This window comes from Asanoa iriomotensis, assembly GCF_016862515.1.
Classification (GTDB): Bacteria; Actinomycetota; Actinomycetes; order Mycobacteriales; family Micromonosporaceae; genus Asanoa; species Asanoa iriomotensis.
In genome coordinates this window covers 1-16,374 of record NZ_BONC01000019.1, presented here as the reverse complement: position 1 = coordinate 16,374, position 16,374 = coordinate 1, and the positions used below count along the sequence as shown (strand labels likewise).

Here is a 16,374-nt window from a genome sequence, read left to right as displayed (position 1 = left end):
GATGGGGTACGGCGTTGCGCGGTCGATTCTCGCAGGGCTGGCTGGCGGCGGAAGTCCGCACCCCCAGCCTGTGGATAAGGTTTGGTGTCTTGGGGTTATCCACAGGCCACCAAAATTCGTCGTACATGAGTTCTAAGGTTTGCGCGTGTCCGTCGAACGCTGGTCTCCCGACAAGGTGCTCTCGCTCGCGCCCGACCAGGGCGCGGCCAAGAGCGGCCGCGGCCTGATCACCGCCGCCCACTGGGCTGGCCAGGGCCGCTTCGACGACATGCTCTGGGGCTTGTGCCGGGGTTCCGGTGCGCGTCCTTATCAGGTATGTGTCGATCTGACCGGTCCCGCCTACCGGTGCAGCTGCCCAAGCCGCAAGATCCCCTGCAAGCACGCCGTCGGGCTGATGCTCCGCTGGGCCAACGGCGGCGTTCCCGACGGCGACGCGCCACCCGACTGGGCGACGGAGTGGCAGGCCGAGCGGGCGGCCCGGGCCCAGCGTGCGGCCCGCTCTCCCCGAGCGGCCGGCGAGGGCCTCGCCGACCCGGAGGCCGCCGCGCGGCGTGCCCAGCAGCGGGCCGGGCGGGTCGAGACGGGTCTGGTCGAGCTCGACCGCTGGCTGGCCGACCAGGTCGAGCAGGGTCTGGCGGCGACCGAGCAGGCGGGCTACCGGCCGTTCCAGACGATGGCCGCCCGGCTGGTCGACGCCCAGGCGCCGGGCATCGCGGGGGCGGTCCGCCGGCTCGGCTGGGTGGTCGGCGTCGGCGCCAACTGGGCCGACCGGCTGCTCAGCGAGTTCGCGCTGCTCCGGCTGCTGATCGTCGCCCACGGCCGGTTGCCGGAGCTGCCGCCCGGCCTGGCCGCGACCGTCCGCACCCGGATCGGCTACCCGGTGGCGACCGACGACGTGCTGGCCGAGCCCGAGGTCCGCGACCGGTGGGAGGTGCTGGGCCGCTTCGACACGGCCGACGACCGGTTGACGAGCCGGCGCACCTGGCTACGTGGCGAGCAGACCGGCCGGTTCGCGCTGGTCCTGGCGTTCGCGCCGGTCGGGCAGACGCTGCCCGCCGACCTCGAGCCCGGCACGGTGGTCGACGCCGGCCACTGCTTCTATCCCGCGGCTTTCCCGCGGCGGGCGCTGGTCAAGGCCCGCTACGGCTCGCCGGAGCCGGCCTGTGCCGCCCCTTCCGGCGCGGTCCCGGTCCGCGCGGCGGTGGCGGAGCACGCCCGCACGGTCGCCGCCGAGCCATGGCGTGAGTCGACCCCGATGCTGCTCGCCGACGTCACCCCGACCGACGACGGCCGCCTGGTCGACCCGGCCGGCGACGCGCTGCCGCTGCACCCCGACGACGATCGACCGTTCTGGCTGCTCGCGGCCGCGGGCGCCCGCCCGGTCGTGGTCGCGGGCGAATACGGCCACAACGGGTTTCGGCCACTCGCCGCCTGGCCCGACGGCCGCCATGTGCCGGCGCTGCCGGGCGAGCCCCGCGTCGCGCCGGGCGGGCCGCCCGAGCTGCCCCCTGATCTGCTGTCGGCGGCGTTGGTCGGCACGGCCCGGCGCCCCTGGTCGGCCGACCGTCTCGACATCGGTGACGGCCACCGCCTGTCGATCGCCGTCCCCGGCAACCTCCATCGCGCCGCTCCGGTCGTCGAGAGTGACCACAGTGGGCAGTGGGTCGGGTCCGGTGGTTCGGCTCGGGCTTTGCTGGAGGCCGTGGCGGTGGCGCTCACCTATCGGCGGGCCGGGGAGACGCCGCTGGCCGGTCGGGCGACGATCGCGCCGGCGCCCGACGAGGTGCGGCCGCTCGTGCCGCCGCCCGCCGCCGAGCGGCTCGACATCCTCCTGACCGAGGGTGCGACCGGTTGGGGTGGGCCCGCGCAGCGGGCGGTTCTCGGCCAGTGGCTGGTCGAGGCGGGCAAGCGCCAGCTACTGGTGCCGCCCGAGACGCTGCCGACGCTGCTCGACCTCGGCCGGCGCGACACGGCGGTCCGGCCGGCGCTGGGCGTGGTGGCCGGGCGTCGCGGCCAGTGGCTGGCCCAGCGGCAGAGCGAGTGGCGCTACTTCCGCGACGTGGGCGGTGAGGCGGACACGGCCGATCCGCAGGACTGGCTGACCGGCACGCCCGGCGAGCGGTTGGCCTACCTGGTCGCGCTGCGGGCCGCCGATCCCGCGCGGGCGCTCGACCTGCTCGCCGAGACGTTCGACGGCGAGTCGCCGCACGACCGTGTGCTGTTGCTCGGCGCACTGGAGACCGGCCTCGACGCGCGGGACGAGGCGTTGATCGAGCACGCGCTCGACGACCGGCGCCGCGAGATCCGGCAGGTCGCGGCGGAGCTGCTCCGCAAGCTGCCGCACTCGGCACTGGGTGAACGGATGGCGGCCCGCGCCGCCGCGAGCGTCCATTTCGCCGACGGTGCCCTGGCGGTCGCACCGCCGGCGAGCATCGACGCCGCGATGCTCCGCGACGACGTCGACCCGTCGCCACCGCGCGGTGTGGGGCTCGGCGCCTGGTTGCTCGAAGAGGTCGTCTCGGCGACGCCACTCTCGTTCTGGACCACATTGACCGGTCGCGACCCGGCCGGCGTGGTGGCCCTGCCGGTCGCCGACGGTTGGCAACCGGTCCTGCTGCGCGGGCTGGCCCGGGCCACGGCCGCGCAGCGTGACTCGGTCTGGGCGGCCGTGCTGCTCGACCTGGCCGACGCCACGCCGGCCGAGGCCAACGGCGACGGGCTCGGCGATCGACTGACCTGGCCGCTGCTGGAGGTCCTGCCGGGCGCCGAGCGCGGGCGCCGGGTCGCCGCGGCCCTGCGGCGGGAAACCGGCGCCGGCATCCGGTTGCTGCACTTCTGCGCCGACGACTGGTCCGACGAGCTCGCCTCGGCCGCGCTCCGGGCGATGGCGGTGCTCGCGCCCGACAACGCCTGGCAGCTCTCCGAGCTGTGCCGGCTGGCGATGCCGGCCATGCCGACGTCGTTCGTCGGGCGCGTCGAGTCGCTCATCCGCTCGCTCGAGGGCTTGCCGGAGGGCCGCCGTTCCGCCCGCTACCTCGCACAGCTCGCCGCCGTGCTCGGCTTCCGCCACGACATGATCGAGGAGTTCCCATGACCGCCTTGCGCCCGCACGCGGAACAGTTCTACGCCGAGGAGCTGGCCGCGCTGGCCGCCGAGGACGAGCTGCCGCGCCCGCCCGGCTGGCGGTTGTCCCCGCAGGCCGTGGTCACCTACCTGCTGGGCGACGGCGGCAAGATCACGCCGAAGTACGTCGGCTCCCGCCGCCTCATGGAGGTCGCCGTCGCCACCCTGGCCACCGACCGGGCGCTGCTCCTGCTCGGCGTGCCCGGCACGGCCAAGACCTGGGTGTCCGAGCACCTCGCTGCGGCGATCTCGGGTGACTCGACGTTGCTCGTCCAGGGCACGGCCGGCACGCCCGAGGAGGCTATTCGATACGGGTGGAACTACGCGCGCCTACTCTCCGAGGGTCCGTCGGCGGCCGCGCTGGTGCCGAGCCCGGTCCTGCGCGCGATGGAGCACGGCACGATCGCCCGCGTCGAGGAGCTCACCCGCGTGCCCTCCGACGTGCAGGACGCGCTGATCACGATCCTGTCCGAGAAGACGCTGCCGGTCCCCGAGCTGAACACCGAGGTCCAGGCCCAGCGCGGCTTCAACGTGATCGCGACCGCCAACGACCGGGACCGCGGCGTCAACGAGCTGTCGAGCGCGCTGCGGCGGCGGTTCAACACGGTGGTCCTGCCGGTGCCGGCCACGGTCGACGAGGAGATCGACATCGTCACGCGCCGGGTCGCGCAGTTGGGTCGTTCGCTGGACCTGCCGGAGACGACCACGGCGCTCGACGAGATCCGGCGGGTGGTGACCGTGTTCCGCGAGCTACGCGACGGCCAGACCGAGGACGGCCGCACCAAGCTCAAGTCGCCCACGGGCACGATGTCGACCGCCGAAGCCATCTCGGTCGTCACCAACGGCATGGCCCTGGCCGCGCACTTCGGCGACGGCGTGCTGCGCGCCGGCGACGTCGCCTCCGGCATCCTCGGCGCGGTCGTCAAGGACCCGGTCTCCGACCGCGTGGTGTGGCGCGAATACCTGGAGACCGTCGTCCGCGAACGCCCCGCCTGGGCCGACTTCTACCGAGCCGCCCGCGATGCCTGAGCGCTACTACGGCATCCGCCACCACGGGCCAGGATCCGCCCGTGCGGTGCTCCGCGCCCTCGAGGAGCAACGCCCGGACATCCTGCTCGTCGAGGGCCCACCGGAGGCGGACGAGCTGATCGAGTGGGTGGCCGACGACCGCCTCCAGCCGCCGGTAGCCCTCCTCGGCTACGCCGCCGACAACCCCCGCCGCGCCGCGTTCTGGCCGTTCGCGGTCTTCTCACCGGAATGGCAGGCGATCCGCTGGGCGGTCGCCAACGGCGTCCCGGTCCGCTTCTTCGACCTACCCTTCGCCTACCGCGCCACAAGCCGCAAACGCCAGGCTGAACCCGAGAGCCCGGACCCGGACGCCGCAGACCGCTCCGGCGGCACTGACGGAACCGACGGCCCTGGCGGCGCTGACAGAACAAGACCAGGCGCCAGCGGACCGGCCCCAGATGAGGCCGGCCAGCCCGAAAGCGCACCCGGACCTGAAACCAGCCGACCCGGCACGGGCGGCATCGACCCGGACCCTGATGAGCCGCCCGCGAGCGGGTCTACAACGGACGCGCCAGGTGTCGAGGCGCCTGGGTTCGGTGAGTCCGGGGACGATGACGGGCCCATGCCGGGGCCGCCCGCGCCGGAGTTGCGGCCCGTCGATCCGATCGGTGAGTTGGCGGCCGCGGCCGGCTATGACGACCCCGAGCGCTGGTGGGAAGACGTCGTCGAGCACCGGCAGGCGCCTGCCTTCGAGGCGATCGAGGAGGCGATGACCGAGGTCCGGGCCGGTGCGCTCGAGGATCCCTACGACCTGGTGCGCGAGGCGCACATGCGGACCGTTCTGCGCCAGGAGCGCCGCAACCACAAGGAGATCGCCGTCGTGTGTGGTGCGTGGCACGTGCCGGCACTCAGCGCCAAGGTCACCGCCGCCCACGATGCCGCGCTGCTCAAGGGGGTCAAGCGACGCGGCAAGGTGCGGTTCACGTGGGTGCCGTGGACCTATGGGCGGCTGGCGTCGTGGCAGGGCTACGGGGCGGGGGTCGACTCGCCCGGCTGGTACCACCACCTGTTCACCACCACGGACGAGGTGGTGCCGCGCTGGCTCGTCGGTGCGGCCGGCGTCCTGCGTGCCGAGGGCGTGGACACCTCCTCGGCGCACGTGATCGAGGCGACCCGGCTGGCCGAGGCGCTCGCCGCGATGCGGGGGCGTCCGCTCGCCGGCCTGGCCGAGGTCACCGATGCCGCGGGTGCCGTGCTCTGTGAGGGCGACGACCTGCGCCTGCAGCTGATCGGCCGGCGGCTCGTCGTCGGTGAGCGGCTCGGCGAGGTGCCCGACGGCGTGCCGACCGTGCCACTAGCCCGCGACCTCGAGGCCCGCCAGCGCGCCGCGCGCCTCAAGCCCTCCGCGCTGGACCGTGACCTCGACCTCGACCTCCGCAAGGACACCGACCTCGCCCGCAGCCACCTCCTGCACCAACTGCGCTGCCTGGAGGTGCCGTGGGGTGAGCCGGCCGAACGCCGAGGCAGCACCGGTACGTTCCGCGAGGAGTGGTCCCTGCGCTGGCAGCCGGAGTTCTCGATCCGGCTGGTGGAGGCGAGCGGCTACGGCACGACCGTGGTCGGCGCGGCGACCGCGCAGGTCAGCACCGCGGCGGCCAAGGCGACGACGCTGGCCGAGGTCACCGCGTTGCTGGAGACGTGCCTGCTCGCCGACCTCCCAGGGGCGCGGCCCGCGGTGCTGCGCGCGCTCGACGCCCGGGCCGCCGAGGACGCCGACGTCACGCACCTGATGGCCGCGATCCCAGCCCTGGCGCGCACGGTCCGCTACGGCGACGTCCGCCGCTCCGACGTCGCCGCCGTGGCCGCGGTGGTGCGTGGGCTGCTGGCCCGGATCTACGCGGCATTGCCACCAGCCGCCTCGGCGCTGTCCGACGAGGCCGCGGCCGACCTGCGCGACCACATCGACGCGGTGCACGGAGCGGTCGCCCTGCTCGGCGACGAGACCGAAGGCACGCGGTGGCTCGACACCCTCGTCGCGCTGACCACCCGCGACGACCTGCACGGCCTGCTCGCGGGTCGACTGACCCGGCTGCTCCACGACGCCGGCCGACTGTCCACCGGCGACGCGAGCCGCAGGCTCAGCCGCGCACTGACCGCGGGAGTTCCCGCCGCGACCGGCGCCGCCTGGGTCGAGGGCTTCCTGGCCGGCGGCGGGCTGTTGCTGATGCACGACGAGGCGCTGCTACAACTCGTCGACAACTGGCTCGCCGCCATCCCGCCGGATGCCTTCACCGAGGTGCTCCCCCTGCTCCGCCGCACCTTCGGCACCTTCGCGACCGGCGAACGCCGCGGCATCGGCGAACGCATCGCGGGCGGCGGCGCCACCCGCACGACCACGGCCGTTCTCGACCACGAGACCGCGCGGCTCGCCCTCCCCACGCTGAGCGCCCTCCTCGGACGGAGGATCGAATGACCACTGACGACGAACGCCGTCGCCGCTGGCGGCTCGCCCTCGGTGAACCCGCCGACGAGTCGCTCGGTCAACCCGCCGGCCGCGACGCCGCCATGGACGCCGCGATGGCCGCGCTCTACGACCGTGCCCCGGACGGCGAGGGCCAGGGCGAAGCCGAGGGCAAACGCCGCAGCGGCGGCCTGGGCGCGTCCGCACCGCGGGTGGCGCGCTGGCTCGGCGACATCCGCGAGTACTTCCCACAGAGCGTCGTCCGCGTCATGCAGACCGACGCGATCGAGCGCCTCAACCTCACCCGCCTCCTCCTCGAGCCCGAGATGCTCTCCGCCGTCGAACCCGACGTGCACCTGGTCGGCACCCTGCTCTCGCTCAACTCCGTGATGCCCGACAAGACCCGCGACCTGGCCCGCCAAGTCGTCCGCCGGGTGGTCGACGACCTGGAGAAACGGGTCGCGCAAAAGGCGCGCGCCGCGGTCACCGGCGCGCTCAACCGGGCCACCAGGATCGAACGCCCGCGACACGGCGACATCGACTGGAACCGCACCATCCGCGCCAACCTGCGCCACTACCAACCCGCCTACCGCACCATCGTGCCGGAGCGCCTGATCGGGTACGGGCGACGCGGCAACGCCGTACAACGGGACGTGATCCTCTGTGTCGACCAGTCCGGATCGATGGCGTCGTCGGTCGTCTACTCCGGAGTGTTCGCCTCGGTCCTGGCGTCGCTGCGCACCCTGCGCACCTCACTGGTCGTGTTCGACACCTCCGTCGTGGACCTGACCGACCACCTCAGCGACCCGGTCGAGGTGCTCTTCGGCACCCAGCTCGGCGGCGGCACCGACATCAACCGCGCCATCGCCTACAGCCAGCGGCTCGTCACCCGGCCCCGCGAAACCATCTTCGTGCTGGTCAGCGACCTCTACGAGGGCGGCGTGCGCGAGGAGATGCTGCACCGGGTCGCGGATCTGGTCGGCGCCGGCGTGCAGGTGGTCGTGCTGCTCGCGCTGTCCGACGACGGCGCGCCGAGCTACGACCACGAGAACGCCGCCGCGCTGGCCGCGCTCGGTGTGCCCGCGTTCGCGTGCACGCCCGACGTCTTCCCCGAGCTGATGGCCGCCGCGATCCAGCGGCACGACCTGCGGGCGTTCGCGGAAAGAGAGGCCGCACAACGGGCGCACGGAACGTGAACAAGCATCGAGATCGGTGTAGGGTCTTGTCCGCCCGACCGGCGCGCTCGGAATTGGGGGTCTGATGAGCGCCTTCGACGCGATACGCAAAACCGCGATACCCAAGCCCATGCCACAGGCGGAGCTCAACCAGACCGTCGACGCGCTTCGCCAGGCCGTCCTCGCCGCAACCGCCACCGTGTCCACACCGGACGGTGCGGTCGAGGTCACCGCCGGGCCCGGCAACGCCATCGTCGGGCTGGGTTTCGGGCGGGCGGCCTACCGCTACAGCCCGGAGCGGCTCGGCACGCTCGTCGTCGACACGGCCCGCCAAGCGACCGCCGAGGCGACCGGCACGATGACCGAGGCCGTCGACACGATCGGTCGCGGCCGCACGGAGCTACCCGGCCTGCTCGGTGGCGCGCTGCCCGAGGTGCCGGCGCCCGACCCGCCCAACCTGGACGACCTGCCCGACGACGGCGCGGTCGACGCCGAGGGCCGCCGCACCGGCGAGCTGCTGCGCCGGCTCAGCGAAGAATCGCAACAACAGCTACGGGGGTACGCACAGCTGCGCGCCGAACTGGCCGAGCTGAGCGCGACCGCGCGCACCGCCGACGGTGGCATCGCGGCCCAGGTGCGGGCCGGCGGCGAGCTGATGGCCGTCCACATCGGCACCGACCAGTTCCGGCACGACCCGGCCACGCTCGCCGGCCTCGTGCACTCCGCGGTGATGACCGCGACCGCGCAGGCCGCCATGCTGATGGCCGACCGGGTGCAGCGGCTGACCGGTCCGCGGCTGGACGTGCGTTCGCTGATCGAGGCGTACCAAACGCCCGACGAGTCCAGGAGCTGAGCCGTGGGAGAAGGCTTCCGCACCGACGTCGACGAGATCATGACGTGCCGTGCCCGGCTCGCCGAGATCCGCGAGCGGGCGGCCGACATCCTCACGCTGGCCGAGGACGCCAACCCGGAGTGGTACATCTGGGGCCTGATCGGCGCGCCGTTCGCGGCCTGGTACTGGCAGTACGCCGACGACACCTACGAGCACCTGTCGATGATGGGCGAGGCGCTGGCCGACCGGGTCGACGCGCTCGACTGCACGGCGCAGGCCTACCGCGACACCGAGCAGGAGATCGACAAGGCGCTGCAGTCCATCCGCGAGCTGCTGGGCGGCGCAGCGCCATGACCGACGAACGGCTCAAGGACAGCGACGTCACCAACGACGTCACCGACTACGGCACCAAGGACGGCGGCGTCGACGTCACCGGCGACTGGGACGGCTACGGCGGTGCCGGGTCGGTCAGCGTCGGCGGCTACGACGTGCTGCGGCTCGACCCGGTCAAGGACTTCGCCGGCGTCGCGGGCCTGCCGCAGGCGGTGTCCGGCACGGCGAAGATGCTCAGCGGCGACAGCGACTGGGGCGAGCTGTTCAACATCGGCGGCAGCGTGGCCGACCTCGGCATCAACGTCGCGATGTACGCGGTCGACCCGCTCAACGCGCTGCTCTCCGCCGGGCTGACCTTCCTCATCGACGTCGTCCAGCCGCTGGAGGACCTGCTCGGCCTGGTGACCGGCAACCCGGAGCGGATGGAAGGCGAGATCGCCAAGTGGGAGCGCGTCGGCAACGCGCTCGAGCCGCTGGCCAAGGAGATCCTCGAAGCCACCCGCGAGGGCCTGGTCGGCTGGCACGGCGTCGCGGCCGACGCCGCCCGGGCCCGCATGGAGGAGTTCGCCGGCGGCGTCGCCGGCATCCAGGGTGACGTGCAGCAGCTCGTGTTCATCCTCAACACCGCCAAGCTGCTGATGGACGTCGCCCAGGCGTTCGTGATCGGCCTGATCGCCACGTTCGTCGAATGGCTGATCATCACCTGGGCCACCGCAATGGCCGCCGCCGTGCCCACCGCCGGCGCGTCGACCGCGGCGGCCGGCGCGGCCACGACGGCGCAGGGCGCGATCGTCACCACCCGCGGCGTGACCTTCATCCAGCGGGTCGCCCAGATCCTCAACCGCCTCCGCCAGGTGCTGACCAAGATGCACCCGCGGATCATGAAGCGGGTCCAGGCGTCGTTCCAGCTCCGCAACGCGCGGGGCCAGTTCGTGCGCGGCTGGGTCGGCGGCGGCCGGGCACTGCGCGAGTCGGCGACCGACTTCCGCACCTGGATGGGCCCGGCCGACAAGCTCGCCAACACGGGCGCCAACGAGATAAAGCGCGGCCTCGACGGCGCCGACGAGAAGATGTCCGACGAGGAACTGGATCGCCGCCTTGACCCCGACCGATGACCCCAAGCCCGAGCGGGTGGCCGCCCGCCGCGTCCGCTCGCGGATGCCCACCCCGGCCGCGGTCGTGGCGTCGTTCAGCATCGCGATGGCGGTGCTGCTGGTCATCTTCATCGCCAGCACCGCCGCCGGCGCCGGCGGTTCCGGGTCACTCCTGATCAGCGCGGTGGTCGGCATCGCGGCGGGCACGGCGTTCTTCGTCACCTGGTGGCGCCGCGCCCCCAAACGCCGCCGCAACCGCTAGACCTCGCGCTGCGTCAGGTCCGCCGGCCGATGTGTGCGAGATAGCGGTCCGCCGAGCGGCGGACCCGCTCCTTGGCACCGCCCGACACGACCCGCCCCCACCAGCCGCCGTACACGGTGTCGTAAGGCAGCGAATCCACAAGGGACACCGCGCGGACGATCGTGTCGGGGTGCTCCGGGATCAGGTTCGGGTAGCTGTACATGAAGCTCACCCATCGCCGGTCCATCACGACCGTGAAGATGTCGCCGGTGCACAGCGCGCCCGCGCCGTCGAGCCCCGGCCAGTGCAGCACGGTGCCGCCGGGAAAGTGGATGCCCGCGTTCACCAGCGTCCGCGCGGGCAGGATCTCCCGCTGCTCGCCCTCCCACAGCACGATGTTCCCCGCCCGCGGAACCCATTCCGCGTCGGACGCGTGGACGTACACCGGGATGTCCCCGAACGCCCGGCTCCACTCCACCATCGAGCCGTAGAAGTGCGGATGGGAAAGGGCGATCGCCGCCAGCCCGCCGACCGCCTCGACGGCCGCCACGACCGCATCGTCCACATAGGGCACACAGTCGAACAGCACGTTGCCGCCAGGGCCCGGGACGATCAGGGCGCGCTGTCCAATGCCGACGCTCGGCTCCACGCCGACGCCCCACAGGCCCGGCGCCTCCTCCCGGACCGCGCCGCGGTGGCCCTCCGCGCGCAACTCCGTGATGGACACCCAGCGTTGGCCGCCCCACCCGACGTACTGCCGCTCGTCGGCGCAGATCGGGCACACGGTGCGGTCGGCATCGCGGGCCCGCTGAACACCGCACGTGCGGCAGATCGGATGGTGACGGTCCATTTCGGGAAGCCTACGGCCACCGCCGCGCGCCCTACCCGCGAGGCGCGTAATCGGTGCGTAACGTTCTGGTGGCATGATCGTGCCCCATTGCGGACCTGGAGGTGAGCCTTGTTCCTCAGCCAGCACGAGCAGGAACGCCTGCTCATCCACGTCGCCGCCGACGTGGCGCGGAAGCGGCGGGAGCGCGGGCTGCGGCTCAACTATCCGGAGGCCACCGCCGTCATCACGGCGTTCCTGCTGGAGGGCGCGCGCGACGGGCGTACCGTCGCCGAGCTCATGTCCGAAGGGCGCGCGGTCCTCGGCCGTGCCGACGTGATGGACGGCGTCCCCGAGATGCTCGCCGAGGTGCAGGTCGAGGCCACCTTCCCGGACGGCACGAAGCTCGTCACCGTCCACGACCCGATCTCGTGACGGCGCCGCGCATGATCCCCGGAGAGATCATCCACGGCGCGGACCCGATCGAGATCAACGCGGGCAAGCCGGTGCTGATGCTCACCGTGCGCAACACCGGCGACCGCCCGATCCAGGTCGGCTCCCACTACCACTTCGCCGAGGCCAACCCGGCGCTCGACTTCGACCGCCAGGCCGCCTGGGGGCATCGCCTCGCGGTCCCGGCCGGCACCGCGGTGCGTTTCGAGCCCGGCATCGACCGCTCCGTCGACCTCGTGCCGATCGGCGGCAACCGGGTGGTGCACGGCCTGCGCGGCGAGGCCGCCGGCCCGCTCGACGGGGAACGCCCATGAGCCAGGTCGACCGCCGCCGCTACGCCGCGCTCTACGGGCCCACCGCCGGCGACCGCATCCGGCTCGCCGACACCAACCTGTTCATCGAGGTCGAGGAGGACCGCTGCTCGTACGGTGACGAAGCGGTCTTCGGCGGTGGCAAGGTGATCCGCGAGTCGATGGGCCAGTCGGCGGTCAGCCGGGGCAACGGCACCGTCGACACGGTGATCACCGGGGCCGTGGTGCTCGACCACTGGGGTGTGGTCAAGGCCGACGTCGGCATTCGGGACGGGCGGATCGTCGCGCTGGGCAAGGCCGGCAATCCGGACACGATGGACGGCGTACACCCTGATCTGGTCATCGGTCCCTGCACCGAGGTGATCGCGGGCAACGGGAAGATCCTGACGGCCGGCGCGATCGACAGCCACGTACACCTCATCTGCCCGCAGATCCTGTCGACCGCGCTCGGGAGCGGCGTGACCACGGTGATCGGTGGCGGCACCGGCCCGGCCGAGGGCACGAAGGCCACCACCGTGACGCCCAACGCCTGGCACCTCGCGCGGATGCTCGAGGCCGTCGACCCGTGGCCGGTCAACGTGCTGCTGCTCGGCAAGGGCAACACCACGAGCCAGGAGGCGATGTGGGAGCAGCTGCGCGGCGGCGCGGGCGGGTTCAAGCTGCACGAGGATTGGGGCACGACGCCCGCCGCGATCGACGCCTGCCTGCGGGTCGCGGACGCCAGCGGGGTGCAGGTCGCGATCCACACCGACACCCTCAATGAGGCCGGGTACGTCGAGGACACGCTGCGCGCGATCGGCGGGCGGTCGATCCACGCGTACCACACGGAAGGTGCCGGCGGCGGCCACGCGCCCGACATCATCACGGTCGCCGGGCAGCCCAACGTGCTGCCCAGCTCGACCAACCCGACGCGGCCGTACACGCGGAACACGCTCGACGAGCACCTCGACATGCTGATGGTCTGCCACCATCTCAACCCGACGGTGCCCGAGGACCTGGCGTTCGCCGAGAGCCGCATCCGGCCGAGCACGATGGCGGCGGAGGACGTCCTGCACGACATGGGCGCGATCTCGATCATCGGCTCCGACTCGCAGGCGATGGGCCGGGCCGGCGAGGTCGTGCTGCGCACGTGGCAGACCGCCCACGTGATGAAGGAGCGCCGCGGCGGCCTGTCCGACAATCTCCGGGCGCGCCGCTACGTCGCCAAGTACACGATCGCCCCCGCGGTGACCCACGGCATCGCCGGCGAGGTCGGCTCGGTCGAGCCCGGCAAGCTCGCCGACCTGGTGCTGTGGGATCCGGCCTTCTTCGGCGTGCGCCCGCACCTGGTCGTCAAGGGCGGCATGATCGCCTGGGCGCAGATGGGCGACGCGAACGCCTCGATCCCGACGCCACAGCCGGTGCTGCCAAGACCGATGTTCGGCGCGTACGGAGTCGTGCCGGCCCGCACGAGCGTCGCCTTCGTCGCCCCGGCCGCGATCGACGCAATGCTGGACGACCGCCTGCCGCTGGGCCGCCGGATGCTGCCGGTCGCGGACACGCGCGCACTGACGAAAGCGGACCTGCCACTCAACGACGCGCTGCCACGGATCGAGGTCGACCCGGACACGTTCACGGTCCGTATCGACGGCGAGATCGTCCCACCCGAGCCGGCCGTCGAGCTGCCGATGGCCCAGCGCTACTTCCTGTTCTGATGTCGCTGTCGACGCTCCTGGTGCTGGCCGACGGCCGGCTGCCGGCCGGCGCCCACGCGCACTCGGGCGGGGTCGAGGCCGCGGTCGCCGCGGGCCGGGTCCACGACCTGGCCACGCTGCGGTCGTTCCTGGTCGGCCGCACGGCGACCGCCGGCGAGGTGGCCGCGGCCTTCGCCGCAGCGACCTGCCGTGCCCTGACCGGGCCCCAACTCCAAGACGCTCTAGGCGGCAGTCCGGACCGCCGAGGGGACGAGCCCGGCGGCCCACGGGCGTTCGCTGGCGTCGACTCGGACCGCGTTCGTGAGTTGGACGACGGGATCGATGCCCGCACAGCATCGCCGGCGCTGCGGGCCGCGTCGCGGGCGCAAGGACGCGCGCTCCTCCGGGCGGCTGCCCGGATCTGGCCCACCACGCCCTCGACTACGGCCGGCAAACAGCCGCATCACCCGGTCGCCGTCGGGATCGCCGCCGCGGCGGCCGGGCTCCGTCCGCGTGAAGCGGCGCTGGTCGCTGTCTACGGTGGAATCACCGGCTCCGCCTCGGCCGCCGTACGCCTGCTGGGTCTGGATCCTTATGCCGTGCACGCGCTCGTCGCCGAGTTGGCGCCCGAGTGTGACCGGCTGGCCGCACGTGCGGCCGACCGCGCCGACCTTCCGGTGGACGACCTGCCCGCCGGCTCCGCCATCCTGCTCGACATCGGCGCCGAGCAGCACGCCACCTGGGAGGTGCGTCTCTTTGCGTCCTGAGCATCCCGCGCGCGCGGTGCGGATCGGCATCGGCGGGCCCGTCGGGTCCGGTAAGACCGCCCTGGTCGCCGCGCTCTGTCGGGCGTTGGCCGGTGAGCTGCGGGTCGCGGTCGTGACCAACGACATCTACACCACCGAGGACGCGGACTTCCTGCGTCGGGCGGGTGTGCTGCCGGACGACCGGATCCGGGCCGTGGAAACGGGCTGCTGCCCGCACACCGCCATCCGCGACGACATCAGCGCCAACCTCGACGCCGTCGAGGAGCTCGAGGAGGACCTCGGCGAGCTCGACCTGATCCTGGTGGAGAGCGGCGGCGACAACCTCACGGCTACGTTCAGCAAGGGGCTGGTCGACCACCAGATCTTCGTGGTCGACGTCGCAGGCGGCGACAAGGTGCCGCGCAAGGGTGGGCCCGGGGTGACCACCGCGGATCTGCTGGTCGTCAACAAGACCGACCTGGCGCCGCTGGTCGGCGCCGACCTCGGCGTGATGGCCCGCGACGCCGCCGCCCGCCGAGGGAACCTGCCGACCGTCTTCCTCACCCTGGTCGGCGACCCCGGTGCGGAGCCGGTCACGGCCTGGGTCCGCGACCGCGTCGCACACGGCGTGGATCCGGCCGCCGCCGACCACGCGGAGTCGGCGCCACCGCACACGCATTCGGCGAACGCCGAACCCCACGGCGCCGGTGCGGGCTGAGGCCCGCGTCGTCGCCGAGGCGGACGGACGCGGCGGCACCCGTCTCTCCACCGTGTACGGGGAGCCGCCCCTGCTCCCCCGCCGCACCGGCCACCGCCACGCCGGCCACGCCGAGGTCCACCTTGTCGGCGGCGCGGCCGGCCCGCTCGGCGGCGACGAACTCCGCATCCACGTCGAGGTGGGCCCGGACGCCCACCTCGTCGTCAGGACCGTCGCCGCGTCGCTGGCGCAACCCAGCCACCCGCCCAGGCACAGCACCCTCACGATCACGGCCACCGTGCACGGCACGCTCGCCTGGCTCCCCGAGCCCACGGTCGCCGTAACCGGCTGCGACCACACGACACGGTCCATCGTGGACCTGTGCGACGGCGCCGAGCTGCTCTGGCGCGAGGAGCTGATCGCCGGACGCCACGACGAGCCGTCGGGGGACCTGCGCGCTGCCACGACCGTGCGCTGCGGCGGGCGCACGATCCTCCGCCACGACCTGGCCATCGGCCCGAGCGCCGACGCTGGCCCGGCCACCGTCGGTGGGGCCCGCGCCGTCGGCACCCTGCTCGTCGTGGGACCGCACGCACCCACGCGGCCGACCGCGACATCGACCGGGGCGACCATGCCGCTCGCGAACGCCCCGGCCGCCTTGATCAGCGCCACCGCGTCGGACGCGGCCGGGCTGCGTCGAGCGCTGGACGGGGACACCGTTAACACATGGGCGGCTGATCCAAGCGCTAAACCCGGCAATTGCCGCAAAAACTGAGGCTCCCGTCTACCTTCGTTGGGTGTGGGCGGTCGCGTGGGGCGGCCGTTCCCCGGAGGGAGCTCGTAATGGCTATCAGCGACAGGTTCGGCGACGCCGCCGACGCGGCCAACGACCAGGACGAGCGCGACCGGCGCATCGAACAGGCCGGCGACGCGATCGACACCAAGACCGACGGGCGGGTCGCCGACAAGGCGAACCGGGCCCAGAACGCCGCCCGCAACGGCGGCGACCGCGCGCAGAACGCGTCCCGCAACGGTGGTGACCAGGCCCAGAACGCCGCGCGCAGCGGTGGCGACCGGGCCCAGAACCGGAAGAGCAACCGGAGCGGGAACAGCGGCAACAGCGGCAACAGCAACAACAACCGGAACAACAACAACCGGTAACCGAACGGCTTCCGTTGCCGGCGGGCACACCGGAAACGGCAGACAGGCGGGTCGAGCGCTTGGGGGCGCTCGGCCCGCTGTGTCGATCGGCGGGCACACGCGGTCCGTTGCTGGCGAAGATCGTCTGGGCGGCTCTGGGATGGGGCAGCTCGGTGGTCGTGTCTCGGGGGCTCTGCCCCGGACCCCGGCCAAGCTGCGGGGACCCAGGGGAAGGGGCGGGTCCCGTTGTCCACGTTGGCG

The 16,374-nt window shown here is 73.1% G+C and carries 16 protein-coding genes; 15 read left to right on the top strand and 1 reads right to left on the bottom strand.

Annotated elements, in window-relative coordinates:
- The first annotated feature begins 145 nt into the window (after nt 1-145).
- The 8 genes from Air01nite_RS15415 (at nt 146) to Air01nite_RS15375 (ending at nt 10,288) form a co-directional block, all read left to right on the top strand.
- Entirely contained in the window at nt 146-3,094 is a 2,949-nt protein-coding gene (locus Air01nite_RS15415) for an SWIM zinc finger family protein (protein WP_203703019.1), read from the top strand.
- A complete protein-coding gene (locus Air01nite_RS15410) occupies nt 3,091-4,152 on the top strand; it encodes an ATP-binding protein (protein ID WP_203703018.1) in 1,062 nt (353 codons plus the stop codon). The genes Air01nite_RS15415 and Air01nite_RS15410 overlap by 4 nt, the downstream gene beginning before the upstream one ends.
- Complete coding sequence (locus Air01nite_RS15400) at nt 4,145-6,604, top strand: DUF5682 family protein (protein ID WP_239090730.1); 2,460 nt, start codon at nt 4,145-4,147, stop codon at nt 6,602-6,604. Before Air01nite_RS15410 ends, Air01nite_RS15400 begins: the two co-directional genes overlap by 8 nt.
- On the top strand, nt 6,601-7,788 hold the full coding sequence (locus Air01nite_RS15395) for a VWA domain-containing protein (protein WP_203703016.1): 1,188 nt from the start codon (nt 6,601-6,603) through the stop codon (nt 7,786-7,788). Before Air01nite_RS15400 ends, Air01nite_RS15395 begins: the two co-directional genes overlap by 4 nt.
- A gap of 109 nt (nt 7,789-7,897) precedes the next feature.
- Nucleotides 7,898-8,620: a YbaB/EbfC family nucleoid-associated protein gene (locus tag Air01nite_RS15390; protein ID WP_203703014.1), complete on the top strand. Its 723-nt coding sequence runs from the start codon at nt 7,898-7,900 to the stop codon at nt 8,618-8,620.
- Between the two features lie 3 nt (nt 8,621-8,623).
- Nucleotides 8,624-8,953 (top strand): hypothetical protein, encoded by a 330-nt coding sequence (locus Air01nite_RS15385; RefSeq protein ID WP_203703012.1) that lies wholly within the window; start codon nt 8,624-8,626, stop codon nt 8,951-8,953.
- Nucleotides 8,950-10,047, top strand: a complete 1,098-nt coding sequence (locus Air01nite_RS15380; protein ID WP_203703010.1) for a hypothetical protein — start codon at nt 8,950-8,952, stop codon at nt 10,045-10,047. The genes Air01nite_RS15385 and Air01nite_RS15380 overlap by 4 nt, the downstream gene beginning before the upstream one ends.
- Nucleotides 10,031-10,288 (top strand): hypothetical protein, encoded by a 258-nt coding sequence (locus Air01nite_RS15375; protein WP_203703008.1) that lies wholly within the window; start codon nt 10,031-10,033, stop codon nt 10,286-10,288. Before Air01nite_RS15380 ends, Air01nite_RS15375 begins: the two co-directional genes overlap by 17 nt.
- Nucleotides 10,289-10,301: 13 nt before the next feature.
- On the opposite strand, the gene Air01nite_RS15370 is transcribed toward Air01nite_RS15375, so the two are convergent.
- Entirely contained in the window at nt 10,302-11,117 is an 816-nt protein-coding gene (locus Air01nite_RS15370) for an MBL fold metallo-hydrolase (RefSeq protein ID WP_203703006.1), read from the bottom strand.
- Nucleotides 11,118-11,225: 108 nt separating this feature from the next.
- On the opposite strand from Air01nite_RS15370, the gene Air01nite_RS15365 reads away from it, so the two are divergent.
- The 7 genes from Air01nite_RS15365 to Air01nite_RS15335 all read left to right on the top strand — a co-directional run bounded on the left by Air01nite_RS15365 (nt 11,226) and on the right by Air01nite_RS15335 (nt 16,134).
- The gene (locus Air01nite_RS15365) at nt 11,226-11,528 is read left to right on the top strand and encodes an urease subunit gamma (RefSeq protein WP_203703004.1); all 303 of its coding nucleotides are present in this window, start codon (nt 11,226-11,228) and stop codon (nt 11,526-11,528) included.
- Nucleotides 11,529-11,539: 11 nt separating this feature from the next.
- The gene (locus Air01nite_RS15360) at nt 11,540-11,860 is read left to right on the top strand and encodes an urease subunit beta (RefSeq protein ID WP_203703002.1); all 321 of its coding nucleotides are present in this window, start codon (nt 11,540-11,542) and stop codon (nt 11,858-11,860) included.
- Nucleotides 11,857-13,551 carry an urease subunit alpha gene (locus Air01nite_RS15355; protein WP_203703000.1) on the top strand — a complete coding sequence of 565 codons (1,695 nt, stop codon included), beginning with the start codon at nt 11,857-11,859 and terminating at the stop codon, nt 13,549-13,551. Before Air01nite_RS15360 ends, Air01nite_RS15355 begins: the two co-directional genes overlap by 4 nt.
- Nucleotides 13,551-14,297, top strand: coding sequence for an urease accessory protein UreF (locus tag Air01nite_RS15350; protein ID WP_203702998.1), 747 nt, complete (start codon nt 13,551-13,553; stop codon nt 14,295-14,297). The genes Air01nite_RS15355 and Air01nite_RS15350 overlap by 1 nt, the downstream gene beginning before the upstream one ends.
- Entirely contained in the window at nt 14,287-14,994 is a 708-nt protein-coding gene (gene ureG, locus Air01nite_RS15345; RefSeq protein WP_203702996.1) for an urease accessory protein UreG, read from the top strand. The genes Air01nite_RS15350 and ureG overlap by 11 nt, the downstream gene beginning before the upstream one ends.
- Entirely contained in the window at nt 14,984-15,748 is a 765-nt protein-coding gene (locus Air01nite_RS15340) for an urease accessory protein UreD (protein ID WP_203702994.1), read from the top strand. The genes ureG and Air01nite_RS15340 overlap by 11 nt, the downstream gene beginning before the upstream one ends.
- A gap of 68 nt (nt 15,749-15,816) precedes the next feature.
- Nucleotides 15,817-16,134 carry a hypothetical protein gene (locus Air01nite_RS15335; RefSeq protein WP_203702992.1) on the top strand — a complete coding sequence of 106 codons (318 nt, stop codon included), beginning with the start codon at nt 15,817-15,819 and terminating at the stop codon, nt 16,132-16,134.
- Nucleotides 16,135-16,374: the final 240 nt, after the last annotated feature.

Coding starts and splice junctions, on each gene's coding strand:
- Air01nite_RS15410 (WP_203703018.1), top strand. CDS start 3,091: ATGACCGCCTTGCGCCCGCACGCGGAACAGTTCTACGCCGAGGAGCTG.
- Air01nite_RS15350 (WP_203702998.1), top strand. CDS start 13,551: ATGTCGCTGTCGACGCTCCTGGTGCTGGCCGACGGCCGGCTGCCGGCC.
- Air01nite_RS15370 (WP_203703006.1), bottom strand. CDS start 11,117: ATGGACCGTCACCATCCGATCTGCCGCACGTGCGGTGTTCAGCGGGCC.
- Air01nite_RS15395 (WP_203703016.1), top strand. CDS start 6,601: ATGACCACTGACGACGAACGCCGTCGCCGCTGGCGGCTCGCCCTCGGT.
- Air01nite_RS15380 (WP_203703010.1), top strand. CDS start 8,950: ATGACCGACGAACGGCTCAAGGACAGCGACGTCACCAACGACGTCACC.
- Air01nite_RS15355 (WP_203703000.1), top strand. CDS start 11,857: ATGAGCCAGGTCGACCGCCGCCGCTACGCCGCGCTCTACGGGCCCACC.
- Air01nite_RS15390 (WP_203703014.1), top strand. CDS start 7,898: ATGCCACAGGCGGAGCTCAACCAGACCGTCGACGCGCTTCGCCAGGCC.
- Air01nite_RS15400 (WP_239090730.1), top strand. CDS start 4,145: ATGCCTGAGCGCTACTACGGCATCCGCCACCACGGGCCAGGATCCGCC.
- Air01nite_RS15360 (WP_203703002.1), top strand. CDS start 11,540: ATGATCCCCGGAGAGATCATCCACGGCGCGGACCCGATCGAGATCAAC.
- Air01nite_RS15335 (WP_203702992.1), top strand. CDS start 15,817: ATGGCTATCAGCGACAGGTTCGGCGACGCCGCCGACGCGGCCAACGAC.